General features: G+C 36.3%; 9 protein-coding genes and 3 tRNA genes. 6 read left to right on the top strand and 6 right to left on the bottom strand.

Annotated features, from left to right (window positions below; all coding sequences use genetic code 11):
* Positions 1–35: 35 nt before the first annotated feature.
* Positions 36–2,339, bottom strand: a complete 2,304-nt coding sequence (locus LC457_RS22075; RefSeq protein ID WP_223601761.1) for a fibronectin type III domain-containing protein — start codon at positions 2,337–2,339, stop codon at positions 36–38.
* Between the two features lie 354 nt (positions 2,340–2,693).
* Between LC457_RS22075 and LC457_RS22070 the strand changes: the two genes are divergently transcribed.
* A complete protein-coding gene (locus LC457_RS22070; RefSeq protein ID WP_223601760.1) occupies positions 2,694–4,337 on the top strand; it encodes a helix-turn-helix domain-containing protein in 1,644 nt (547 codons plus the stop codon).
* A complete protein-coding gene (locus LC457_RS22065) occupies positions 4,337–5,470 on the top strand; it encodes a lipopolysaccharide assembly protein LapB (RefSeq protein WP_223601759.1) in 1,134 nt (377 codons plus the stop codon). Before LC457_RS22070 ends, LC457_RS22065 begins: the two co-directional genes overlap by 1 nt.
* A 120-nt stretch (positions 5,471–5,590) precedes the next feature.
* On the opposite strand, the gene LC457_RS22060 is transcribed toward LC457_RS22065, so the two are convergent.
* The 3 genes from LC457_RS22060 to LC457_RS22050 all read right to left on the bottom strand — a co-directional run bounded on the left by LC457_RS22060 (position 5,591) and on the right by LC457_RS22050 (position 5,870).
* Positions 5,591–5,664, bottom strand: a tRNA-Arg gene (locus LC457_RS22060).
* A 32-nt stretch (positions 5,665–5,696) separates the two neighbouring features.
* Positions 5,697–5,771: transfer RNA gene (locus tag LC457_RS22055), tRNA-Pro, on the bottom strand.
* A gap of 14 nt (positions 5,772–5,785) precedes the next feature.
* Positions 5,786–5,870 (bottom strand) — tRNA-Ser (locus tag LC457_RS22050).
* Between the two features lie 136 nt (positions 5,871–6,006).
* Here LC457_RS22050 and LC457_RS22045 point away from each other — a divergent pair.
* From LC457_RS22045 to LC457_RS22030, 4 genes are all read left to right on the top strand, one after another.
* On the top strand, positions 6,007–7,032 hold the full coding sequence (locus LC457_RS22045; RefSeq protein ID WP_223601758.1) for an N-acetylmuramoyl-L-alanine amidase: 1,026 nt from the start codon (positions 6,007–6,009) through the stop codon (positions 7,030–7,032).
* A gap of 72 nt (positions 7,033–7,104) precedes the next feature.
* On the top strand, positions 7,105–8,505 hold the full coding sequence (aspA, locus tag LC457_RS22040) for an aspartate ammonia-lyase (RefSeq protein ID WP_213278338.1): 1,401 nt from the start codon (positions 7,105–7,107) through the stop codon (positions 8,503–8,505).
* A gap of 89 nt (positions 8,506–8,594) precedes the next feature.
* On the top strand, positions 8,595–9,449 hold the full coding sequence (locus tag LC457_RS22035; RefSeq protein ID WP_223601757.1) for a glycosyltransferase family 2 protein: 855 nt from the start codon (positions 8,595–8,597) through the stop codon (positions 9,447–9,449).
* Between the two features lie 112 nt (positions 9,450–9,561).
* Positions 9,562–10,602 (top strand): hypothetical protein, encoded by a 1,041-nt coding sequence (locus LC457_RS22030; RefSeq protein ID WP_223601756.1) that lies wholly within the window; start codon positions 9,562–9,564, stop codon positions 10,600–10,602.
* Between the two features lie 42 nt (positions 10,603–10,644).
* Here LC457_RS22030 and LC457_RS22025 read toward each other — a convergent pair whose 3' ends face one another.
* Both LC457_RS22025 and LC457_RS22020 read right to left on the bottom strand, forming a co-directional pair.
* Complete coding sequence (locus LC457_RS22025) at positions 10,645–12,144, bottom strand: lipopolysaccharide biosynthesis protein (RefSeq protein WP_223601755.1); 1,500 nt, start codon at positions 12,142–12,144, stop codon at positions 10,645–10,647.
* 9 nt (positions 12,145–12,153) lie between these two features.
* On the bottom strand, positions 12,154–12,948 hold the full coding sequence (locus LC457_RS22020) for an FkbM family methyltransferase (RefSeq protein ID WP_223601754.1): 795 nt from the start codon (positions 12,946–12,948) through the stop codon (positions 12,154–12,156).
* Between the last annotated feature and the right edge of the window lie 164 nt (positions 12,949–13,112).

The following is a 13,112-nucleotide window of genomic DNA, read 5'->3' as shown; positions in this document are numbered from 1 at the left end:
CAAATTTTCACCGCTTTTAATGACAGAGACAACATTTATTTTTTTATTGCTTTTACGGTTTGAACAGTACCGTCTTTCATAATCATTTTTACTAAATACAGACCTGAAGGCAAATCTCTTAATGAAATAGAAGTATCAAAATTTTTGATCTCACTTACCACTTTACCTGAAGCATCATAAATAGTTACCCATTTTAGATTTTTACTTTCAGTAATCGTAATGATATCGGTAAAAGGGTTAGGGTAGATGCTGGATTTCGATTTGATAGCTGTATCGCTTACCCCCATAGACTGTGTAGGAGTCCATGAAATATTATCCCAATAATATAATGAGTTGCTTGAAATAGCATACGTATTACGGATAGCGAGTCTGGCTCCTGCAGGAACAGTAGCCGGAATATCAACGGTATATTCGCTGGTTCCGGTAGCCGGAGTATAAGAAGTGTTTGTAATATTTAATTGCTGAATCACAGTAAAAGTAGAAGCATCTGTAGGATTTGTTACATAGCCCACTTCCAGCTTTCCGGTATTGACACTGCAATAGGCATTAAATTTCAAAGAATGGGTTCCTGCATTAATGTTGGAGAATTCAGGAAGAACCGCAATGGTTACATCATTTGCAGATATGCTGCGTTGTAATATATGTTTTGTTCCGGAAAGCGCTCCGCTTCCGCTAATGTTAAGGCTGGCTATTCCTGTTGTAATTCTTCCCCAGCATGGAGCATTGGAGAGAAGCCCGGCATTATAAGAGTCAAAATTTTCAGATAAAGTAGTTACAGGCGCACAAAGTGTTAATACAGATGCAATATTGCTCCATGCACTTTGGTCTGTAGCGCTGCATCTCGATCTTACCCATACATAATAGGTTGTTGCTGAATTTAATCCCTGAATAGTATAAGGATTTGATGTAACACCTGTTATATTGGGTGGGGTAGATGAGGTAGGCGGAGCGCTGCTTGTGCTGTAATAGATATCATATCCCATTGCAGGGGTAGTGGCTGGAGCAGTCCATGCAGCACTTACTGTTGAACTGGTTGCATTAGATAAAATGACATTATTGGGGGTGAGACACGTTGGTTTTGGCTCCCAGTAAACATTATCCCAATATATTGCAGTTGCAGGTACTCCTCCGTGTCTTATAGCCAGTCTTGCTGTAGCTGGAACTGTAGCAGGAATTGTTACGGAATATTCGTAACCATCAAATACGGTATTTGGAATAGTAACAGACTGAATGTTAACAAAAGTAGAAGCATCCGTATCGTTTGTAACATAACCGATATCTAGTACCCCTGATGTTGTACCACTTACTCTTGCCTTAAATCTGAGCCAGTGAGTACCCGCATTTACATTGCTAAATGAAGGAAGAACAGCAATTACCATATTGGCAGCACCATTGGCACTTTGATACATTGCTTTTGAACTGTTAATCCCACTGCCTGTACTGATAGCCTGATAACCTGTTCCTGAAATAATTTTGTCCCAACAGCTTAGAGTATAGCTTGCACTTGTTGTAGCATTTTCAAAATCTTCAAACATCGCTGTTTGTGGATCGCATTTCGTTGTAAACGTTCCTCTTAAAGACCATGCACTTTTGTCTGTTGGGCTGCAAACAGATCTTACATAATAGTAATAGGTAGTAAATGATGCAAGGCCACTGAGAGGAGCAGAAGTAGAAGTAGTGCTTCCCGATGCAGGAGTAGAAGCATTCGGGACAACATTGGATGAAGAGTAATAATATTCATAGCCATTTCCGGGTATTGTTGCTGGAGCAGCCCAGGAAATATTTGCTGTACTGGTTGTCAGATTGTTGGATGTAAGTGTTGAAGGAACAAAACATGATGGTGTTGGATCTATCTTCAGGCTGAAATCCACAAAATTACCATAATTATTAGGACCGCATGGATTCACAGGATTGGGGAATGATGTTCCGCTCTGCACTCTGATTCTGTAAATTCCTGCTGCCTGAGATGGAGGAATGTAGAATTGATCATCAACAAATGTATAAGCGGATGGTGTCAGCGGATTTTCATAAAAGTCATCGAAATCCCCATCGGCATTCCAGTCAATCCATACATGGGATTTTACTCCGGAGCCAACAAAGTCCAGATGAACATTCACTGTTCCTCCCGGATAAGATGTTACCATCTGGCTAGATGAATTATCGGTATAAGCCTGATATGCTGCGGCATTATAATACAGTGCCCCCTGGTCAGAAAAAATTGCATTTTTCAGGTAGTTATTTTGACTGGTTGCGCCTGCCGTAGGAATACAATAGGTCTGCGCATTCAGTTGGTAAACAGAAAGGAGGAAAAGCATCCATAATAAGTAGTGTTTTTTCATTTTGTTTCTATTTTTTAGGGTTAGATATACCGGCTTTATTGTCAGTTTTTCTTTGATAATGAGCGGTAGAATATTAATATTGTTTCTTTGATTTACATCTTAAAAATCATATCTTAGGTGATTGTAAGATTATCTTTGATTTTTTATAATGATAATGCTTAATAAGTGTGATAGGTTCATTGAAAATTGAGAATAAGTCTAATATTTTGAATCGACTTAAAGGTTTGAACAATATTAGCGTTATATTTGCCCTTCGTCAAGCAATACGCTTGCATAATTCGCTGAATTTACAAGAATTTAAAATTTAAAACACTGTAAATCAAATTATTGTGTTTTCGTGATTTAAAAGGAGTAATGATAGGAATATCAGATAAAAACAATGGGGAAATGATCCTTATGTTCAAAAAAATACTGAAAAATAATATATCAATATTGTTTTTCATTTTGTGGTGCCCGGTTTTTATAAATGGGCAGGCAGCTCCTGATTTCAGTATTTTAACCGACAAAGCTTTTCAGAAATTATATCAGAATCCCGAAGAATGTATCAGCTATTCACAGAGTCTTCTGATCAGTGACAAAAACATTGAGCATAAAGTAATTCTCCGGAATATTATTTCCCAGGCTTATGCATTGCAGGGAAACTATGTGCAGTCTGTAAGTATTTCCAATCAGAAAGAAGAAGATGATGAAAAAGGAAGCCTTTCTCATTTTATCCAGTTGTTTGATGATTATAATCTGGCAGATCAGTATCAGAATTTAGGACTGTATGGGCAGTCGAAAAAGATCATTGCAGGTATTTTAAAAGATCCGGAACTTTTAAAAAGCAATAATCCCAAAGAGCGGATGGTGCTTGCTAAACTTTTTCAGCTTCAGGCCATCAATGCCGGAATTGATAGAAATTATAATTCCGCTTTGCTGAATATTGATAAAAGTGGTTCTTATCTTAATAATAACAATGAAGAGAACAGAATTATCAAATGGGAAAATATGATTTTCCGGTCTGCTTTCCTGATGCGGCAGAATAAGCTTGAAGAATCAAAGAAATTACTTGATGATGTTATTCAGGATACTGAAAAATATGGAAATAATGCTTTTATCTCGGCTTTTGCCTATGAAAATATGTCCCGTTATTACTTTCTGGAAGGAGATTATAATGGAGCTGTAAAACAACTGGAAAAGGGATTTTCCGAAATTGAAAACCTGCCTTATAATGATCTGAAAATCATATTTTATGAATTGTTTGCCCGAAGTTATCTGGCCCTCAATAATGATGAAAAATACTATTATTACAATAATTTATATACAGATTTAAAAGCAAAACTGGATTCCAGTAAAAAAGAAGGCATACAGTATGTTGTCAAACTGCTTGAAACATATCATCATAAAAATCTTGAGTTTCAGGAACAGAATAAAGAGAAACAGCTTAAAACTGCCGGTATTGTTATTTTAATTCTTATTGCGGGAATGATTGCTTATTTTCTGAGTGAATCATCAAGAAGCAGGCATCTCAAAAAACAGCTTGATTTCTTTGAAAAACTGAAAACAAAAGAAGGCTCTTCAGGTGTTGAGGTTGACGGGCCGCGAGAAGAGCCTGTAAAAGAAAATAAAAATCAGGAAAAAGATCTTTCTAAAATCTCAAAGGAAAAAGAAGAAGAAATTCTGCAGAAGCTCAAAGACTGGGAAAAATCTGACAGCTATCTGAATAAAAACATGTCACTGGCTATTCTTTCCGCACAGACGGGAATAAATACTAAATATCTGTCTGAAGTTATTAATAACAATAAAGGAAAGAACTTTAACGGCTACGTTAATGAGTTGAGAATTGATCATATTGCGCGTCTTTTGAAAACAGATCCGGCTTATCTGAATTATAAAGTAAGCTATCTGGCAGAATACGCGGGATTTTCATCTCATGGTGCATTTACGAACGTATTCAAATCCATTACAGGAATGTCACCGAATACCTATATTCAGGAAATTATAAAAAATAAAAACTGATGAAATTCTTTATCCATATCATTTTGATGAGTCTTCTGCTTTTCCAGGCACCTCTTGCCGGGCAGAAAATTTCTGATGATTCCCTGATGAAGATTGCCAATCAGGAAATTTATAACAATCCGGACAAAGCCATAAACATTGGAAAGAAACTGCTCCGAAAAGAAAAAGACCTCAATAAATCCATTAAAATCTATCTGATTCTATCCACCGCAGGAATTGCCAAGAGAAACTTTGATGAATCTCTGCAATATATTCTGAAAGCAAGAGAGTTGGTTCAGAAAACAAACGATCCCAAGATCCAGACCAGTTTTTTGATTGCGGCAGCTATACAATATCAGCAGATGGAACTTTTCAGTAAAAGTCTTGAAACTCTGGATGAAGCTGATGAATATCTGGTAAAGCTCCCGGAAGATTCCTATCTGAAACATTTTGAAACAGCCAGAAGCTTTGCGCTGCGCGGCATGATTTATAAAAGCCAGTCGAATCCGGAAATTGCTCTTCAGGAGTTTTTAATCGCGATCAAAAACTTTGAAAAAATAAAAGAGAAAAAAGAGAAAACTTATTTCAACCAAAGTATCATTTATTACAATATTGGTCATTGCTATCTCATTCTGAATCAACCGGACAATGCAGGAACAGCTTTCATGAAATCTATGAATCTGGCAGATTTGATCAAAGCAAAAAGTTTGGAAGCGTTCGCTTTAAAAGGGCTGGCAGAGATTAATAAGCAAAAACATCAGAATCAGAAAGCTTTGGAACTGTTAATAAAAGCTGAAAACCTAGGCAAGGAAGTAGGTGATCTGTCCCTTAATGAAGGGATTTATAAAGAAATAGCGGATAATTATCTGGCGATGGGAAATCCTAATCTTTATCAGGTCTACAGCAGAAAATACTTTGAAACAAAATTTAAAAGAGAACAGAGCGAATTAAGCTCTATCAATCACGCCATTGATGTTCACAATATAGAAACTCAAAAGAAAAGTAAAAAGCTAATTACCCGATATAATTATTTTATTGCTGGAATGATTATTCTTGGACTGTTTATACTAAGCACCTTTTCCTATTTTGTAATGAAGATCAGAAAGCAGAATAAGAAATATCAGAATGAAATTAAGCAGCTTATCAGGGATTAAACAGAAGTCTTTTAGTTTTAAATTAAAAGTACGATTTCCTGTGATATTGTTGGATTGTAAACTAAGATGTGTAACCTTCTAAAAACAAAAAAGACTTACTATTTCTAGTAAGTCTTTAAGTGAGCGCGAAAGGATTCGAACCTTTGACCGTCTGCTTAGAAGGCAGATGCTCTATCCAGCTGAGCTACGCACCCATTAAGTAGTTTTGAGAAAACTACTAAAACAGTCGGGGCGGCAGGATTCGAACCTGCGACCTCCTGGTCCCAAACCAGGCGCGATGACCGGACTACGCTACGCCCCGAATATATAAATGAGCGGAGGGTAAGGGATTCGAACCCTTGCGACACTTTCGCGTCGACAGTTTAGCAAACTGCTCCATTAACCACTCTGGCAACCCTCCGTTTTTGTTTATTTTTTAATGATCGTTGTTCCGTTATTGCGAGTGCAAATATAGAACAGATTTCTTTATTTACCAAATAAAATTCAAGAAAATTTTGTGTATTTTTGAAGTAATAAATCATCCAAAAACCAAACTGATGCGTAAGACATTATATATCATCGGATTAAGCACTTTTGTTTTTTCATGTACTTCTCAGCAAAATGTGAAAAAAAATACTTACAAACCGAAAACCCCAATAACACAGGCGAAACCAACGGTTCAGACAACCCCTCAGGTTGCTCCGAAACCAAAAGTAGTATCTGATCGTGGAGTAGATTTTTTTACTACTAATATAGCAGACCCAACAAAAAATGATAATACGGTAAGTTATGGTTCTATTGTATCTGCAAAACCGGCAGGATATAAAGTTGTAAAGACTTATTTCCCTGCAGTAGCCCAAAACTTCAGACAACGATACTTAATATTACATTATACAGCTCTTGCAGACGATAAATCGATTACTGTTCTTACCCAGCAGGCAGTGAGTGCTCATTACCTGGTAAATAATACAGGAGATAACGAGATTTATCAGTTGGTTGACGAAAATAAAAGAGCATACCATGCAGGCGTAAGCTCATGGAGAAATGACAAAAATCTTAATGATACCTCAATCGGTATTGAAATTGTCAATTCCGGTTATACTACAGATGCTGCAGGAAAAAGAACTTTTGCTCCTTTTAGTGATGATCAGGTAAAAAAAGTGGCCGCATTGGTTAAAGATATTGTGACAAGATATCAGATTCAGCCGACTTTTGTGCTTGCTCATTCAGATATTGCTCCTACAAGAAAACAGGATCCGGGACCTATGTTCCCATGGAAAAAACTGTATGATGAATACCAGATTGGGATGTGGTATGATGAAGCAGCTAAGCAGACTTATCTTGAGGCAGCACAGGCAGACATCACTGCAAAATATAATGAACCCAGCTTTATTTTCCTTATTCAGACTTCATTACAGAAATTTGGATACGGACTGGATCTTAGCGGAAAATGGGATGATGCAACTAAAAAAACAATTGAAGCATTTCAGTACCACTTCCGTCCACAGAATTATGACGGAATCATGGATGCCGAAACATGGGCAATACTGCAAGCTTTAAATCAAAAATATCCAGTAAAATAATTCAAATTAAAGCGCATCGGTTAGATGCGTTTTTGCTATCTTTAAACGATCAAAAACAGTAAAATATCTGTAATGGAAAATTTCAGGAAAGAAAGTGATCTATTAGGCGAACTGAATGTGCCTTTAGATGCTTATTATGGGGTTCAGACACAAAGAGCTATCAACAATTTTAAAATTTCAGGACAGCTTTTGTCTTCATATCCGGATTTCATAAAAGGATTAGCTTTTGTGAAAAAAGCAGCCGCAAAAACCAATTATGAATTAGGACTTCTGGACGAAAACCTATATTTTAAAATAGCAGAAGCGTGTGATGAAATTGTAGACGGGAAATATCATGAACAGTTTCCGGTAGATATGATTCAGGGTGGGGCAGGAACTTCCATCAACATGAATGCAAATGAAGTAATTGCCAATATCGTATTGGAGAAATTAGGAAAAAATAAAGGAGAATACGAATTCTGTTCACCAAATGACCATATCAACCTTTCCCAGTCAACCAATGATGCTTATCCTACAGCCATCAAAATGGGATTGCTGCAGATGAATATCGGACTGGTAGAAAAGCTTGAAAAAATTATTGCTGCATTCCGCGCAAAAGGACAGGAATTTCATGATGTTATCAAAATGGGCCGTACACAGCTTCAGGATGCCGTTCCGATGACTTTGGGACAGGAATTTGAAGCTTATGCTGCTACATTGGAAGAAGATATTTCTAAACTGAATAACAATGCCAGTCTTTTTGTAGAAGTAAACATGGGGGCAACAGCTATCGGTACAGGATTAAATGCTCCTGTAGGATATGCCACACTTTGTGCTAAAAACTTAGCTCAGATTACAGGATACCCGATTGTTTCAGCACCGGATTTAGTGGAAGCAACGCCAGATACAGGATCTTATGTAATCTACTCTTCAGCAACGAAACGTCTTGCAGTGAAATTATCAAAAATCTGTAACGATTTAAGATTACTTTCTTCGGGTCCGAGAGCAGGTCTTTTTGAAATTAACCTTCCGCCAATGCAGCCGGGATCTTCTATCATGCCGGGTAAAGTAAATCCGGTAATTCCGGAAGTGGTAAACCAGGTTTGTTTCAAAGTATTCGGGAATGATCTTACCGTAACCTTTGCAGCAGAAGCAGGGCAATTACAGCTTAATGTAATGGAGCCGGTACTTTCTCATGCGATCATGGAAAACATCAATTTCCTTTGCAACGCATTAGATACCCTTCGTGAGAAATGTGTAGTTGGAATTACTGCCAATAAAGAAATCTGCCTGAACATGGTGAAGCACAGCATCGGTATTGTAACAGCTTTGAACCCTTATATCGGATACAAACAATCTACACAGATTGCCAAAGAAGCATTGGAAACCGGAAAAAGCGTTTACAACCTTGTTCTTGAAAAAGGAATTCTTTCCCAGGAGAAACTGGACGAAATCCTTGATCCGAAAAATATGCTGAAACCGCATAACAAATAAAATCTTTAAACGATGACTAATCAATGATAATTGATGTCTTAAAAAGCTTCTTATCATTGATTATTCATCATTAATCACTTATAATCCCCGTGAGGTTTTTAATCATAATTCCTGCCCATAACGAAGAAGATAACCTCTCCTTTACACTGGATTCTTTACAAAAACAAAGCTGCAAAGATTTCAAAGTAGTAGTAGTGAATGACGGTTCTGTAGATAGAACCCCTGAAATCATCAGGAAATATACAAAGACTGATTCCCGTTTTGAAACGATCAATCTTCAGAAATCTGAACATCAGCCCGGATCGAAAGTCGTTCATGCTTTTAAAAATGGTCTCCGGACTCAACCGATGGATGAATTTGATATCATCTGTAAATTTGATGCCGATATCATCCTTCCGGAAAACTATCTGTCAGCAGTAGAAACAGCTTTTGCAAACAATCCGGAATATGGACTCGTAGGAGGTCTTTTATACATAGAAAAGGACGGAAACTGGATCTATGAAGGAAATTCCAATAAACACCATGTAAGAGGCCCTATGAAAGCTTATCGTAAAGAGTGTTATATTCAGATCGGTGGTTTAAGAGAGACATTGGGATGGGATAATATAGATTCCATACTGCTGGAAAATCTGGGATGGAAGGAAGTTGTTCTTCCTGAACTTCATGTAAAGCTGATTAAAGTAAAAGGAGCTGATTACACAATCCGTCCGGCGGATTATTATGGCAGGTACTTTTATTTCTTAGGTCTGAACAGACTTCTGGCTTATATTGCCTCCTCAAAAGAAGCGATGAAAAGCAAGTCTCCATCATTTTTCTTCGATATTATCAATTCCTATGAAAATTGCAGATCAAAAAAAATGGAGCTTAAAATTACAAAAGAAGAGCAAAAAGCTGTTAATGATCAACGTTGGAGAATGCTGAAAAAGAAATGGCTGAAAATGTAAAAAAAACATAACTTATTATTTGTAAATCAATAGGAACGGGCTTTAGCCCGTTTAATAAAAAAAATAAAATCCATCGGCTTTAGCCGAAACTTAAGAATGTAACTCCCCCCTCATGAAGAAAATAGCTTACATAGAAATAGATACCCACGCAGAAATTGCTCAGTCCTTCATGGATATTATGAAAGGTTCTAAGGATTTTGCCGTAGACTATTATTTTTCAAAAAGGATTAAAGATCAGGTTATTGAAAGCAATGAAGCTGTGTTCCTATCAGACAGTTCCATGATTCTGGACCAGCTAAAGGGAAGAGGATATGATCTGGTTGTAATTGGAACTGTACATCGTTATTTTAATACATTTTTAGCAGTAACAAAAAAGTACAATACAGCAATTATTACCCATAATCTTAATTTTACAAAAGTTTCAAAACTGAACCTGATGAAAAGTATCTTCAAAGGAGATGTTATTTTCAGACTGAAATTGTGGCTTAAAGAAGGATTGTTTTATAACACTAAAGTTTATCAGGTCTCCCAATCACTTTTAGTACTTGATGAAGCTTTGATTTCAGAAAGACATCAGTTTTTGCCACTGTTTTATACCAGAGATTTTGATAAAATTAAAAATGATAATCTGATTGTCGTTATTCCGGGAGGAGTTTCACAGAAGAGAAGAGATTATACTTATATTTTCAAGACAATTCAGGATCTGAAGTCAGATAAAAGTTGTGAGTTTGTATTCCTTGGAAAAGCAAAGGGGCATGAATTAAAAGAGCTTGAACAACTGTCTCAGAGACTGGCTGAAAATATCAATATTACTTATTTCTCCGAAAGAGTTTCCTCTGAAAATTTTGAAAAATGGATGCGGAAAGCAGATGTTTTATGGTGTCCGATTCAGCAGGATACAGAATTTTTCAGCATGAAAGAAACGTATGGAGTGACTAAAATGACGGGAAATCTTGGTGATGCTGTCGCTTACGGAAAATGGGCTGTTTTTCCGGGAAATTATCCTTCAAAACTAGACTTTATCATTCCAGGAAAAGAAAATGTTCTTGAACAGTTAAAAGCTCTATCAGAGACTTCATTTGACTTTTATAAAACTTACAGCAAAGAAGTGGTGCAGAAAAAACTGGAACAATTCCTAACCAGTCTGATATAAATAAGAATAAAGGTAAATGCCTTCGCTTTATTCGTTAAAAAACTATTTAATCTTAAATACACTCTTGATAAACTTCATATTCAGATAATCTTCAATCGGGAAAATCTTGGTGAAGTAATTTCCGATATAGATCAGGATCAGAACAACTGCCGGCTTATAAACCAGGTTGATCAGATTGCTGTTGAAGTTGGGAAGAACAATAGCCACGGTAATCGCCAACGTACAGATAATGGAAACAAAAATCATTTCAATACTCAACGGTGAAACTTTAAATACAAAATAGTTGAAAATAATCTTCACTACATTGTAGATGGAAAGAGAAATAGCTGTAGATAGAGCAATTCCAATCAGTTTAAGGTCTGTATTTTTAATGAAATAATAGTTAAGCCCAATAGTCAGCCCGGCCAGTAAAAGCATTACCAGAATATTGAATCTGTAATATTTTGAAAGCGAAATAATATTTCCGTTGAAACCTGTTGCCAGATCTATCAGCACAGCAGAACCCCAGATCCATACTACAGGCTCATATTCTCTGAGCATCGTTCCGTTTTTGGGCATAAATTGTGTCAGATACGGGAATCCCACCATAATACATGAGAATAAGACAGCACCAAGGAAATATAACGTTAAAGATGTTTTCTTGTGAAATCTGTCCAGTTCCTCCATATCTCCGTCTGCCAGAGTCTTGTTGATGATAGGAGCGGAAATATTAAATAATCCAAGCTGCGGAATAGAGATTAACGAGATCAGCGCATACAAAACAGAATAGATTCCTACCTCTTCCATTCCCATAAATTCTCCGATCATAAAGCTGTTGATGGCCAGGTAATTTCCAAAAGTTCCCAGGAATCCGAAGAAACTGTAATTGAAGAACTCTTTCCAGAAATTATTTTTCTTAAAATAATCCGTATTAAAATCAAGCTTGATTTTCTCCAGTTTGTTGGTGTAGTATATATACCCCAAAAGCATTAAAAAGAAGATTCCAAAAAAGAATGCAAAGGCTATTTTCTGCGATATTGCAGCAGTAATATTCTGTGATAAAGCAAAGAAAAAAAGACAGAAAGCTCCCAGATTTGCAATTTTCGGAAACAGATTGTCGAAAATATTTGAAACCACAATTCTTTTATAATTGGAAGTGTATTTATTGAAAATAGCACAAAACGAAAGGATTAAAATCAGCGGAAGAATCATTTCTTTGATCTTCCATGCTTCCGAGTGTCTGAATTTTGGATAAAAATAGGGAAGTATAAAAAATACAACCGTGAAAATCAGAAAGTTGATGAAAACAGTGAGCAACGACAATGAGAGCATGTTTTGTTTTTTGCCGTCTCTTTCCACTGTGTGAAAAAACTTCACGTTGGAATATGAAATTCCCAGGACCACAAAAGGCACCAGCATCTCTGCGGTAGGAAGAATGTAGCGAAGCTTTCCGTAAAATTCAAAATCATTCGGAAATATGAATATTGCGGAAACTGTGCCCAGCAAAAAACCAATATAACCGATAATGGAATATTTGAAGCCTTGTCTCGCTACTACACTCATAAAGTCGTTTTAAATGTTTTTAGGTATGAAAATAATATTGTTGATGTACTGGGTTTTATTTTTTTCGTCGTTTGTATTTTGTGTTATAATATCCTCTGTAAGATTTTCCAGGGTAAAGCTGTTTCTGTTCAGATATTTCGCTTCATATCCCCAGCTCATCACTTCAGATATTTCATTCCATATAGGAGTTTGGTGGTGTCTTTGTTCCATTTCAACCATCAAAGTTGGTTTGAACTGTCTGATAGTTTCTCTCGCTCCGGAAAGGGTTTTTATTTCATTTCCTTCAACGTCTATTTTGATAAAATCAAGTCTGTTGAAATGTTCAAGTGCAGCCCATTCATCCAGTTTGATCACTTTTACTTTCTCAGTATAGCTTTTCTCTTCTCCTTTCTCTTTGTAAGAAGTGTTTAAAGTACCGCGGGAAGCAACCGTTTTTCCGTTAATAATAGGTACTTTGAACTCGGCAATACTGTTTTCATCAGAAAGAGCCAGAGGAAAGACATGCATGGCTGGAAACAGTCTTTTCAATCGTCTGCAAAGCTTTTTATTGGGTTCAAAACCATAAATGTTATCATGGTTCAATGCGTTTTCCAGTTGATATAGGAAAGTTCCTACATTCGCACCAATGTCTAATATAACAGCATTTTTAGGAAGGTATTCTTTGATCCATACCAGTTCCGGTTCTACATTGCGTTCCGAAAAATTATTTTTATTAAGATTATTTAACGTTTTGAAATATCTTTTTTTATAGAAATTCGGACTTATATATTGTAGTTTTTCTGCGATTTTTTGGTATAAAGACATCGTAAGCTTTTTGACGAACAGCAAAGATAAGCAAAAATGTAAAACTTTTCTTAAAAAATGTTAAATATAATAGGTTGATTTTCTTTTGTTTCTGATTTTGTAATCAATTATTTTTTAATAGATTTTAAATTGGTCACAGAGACGTCTTTATCCTCTGAAACTTT

This window comes from Chryseobacterium sp. GVT01B, assembly GCF_019970045.1.
GTDB lineage: Bacteria > Bacteroidota > Bacteroidia > Flavobacteriales > Weeksellaceae > Chryseobacterium.
This window is presented reverse-complemented; position numbering and strand designations above follow the sequence as displayed.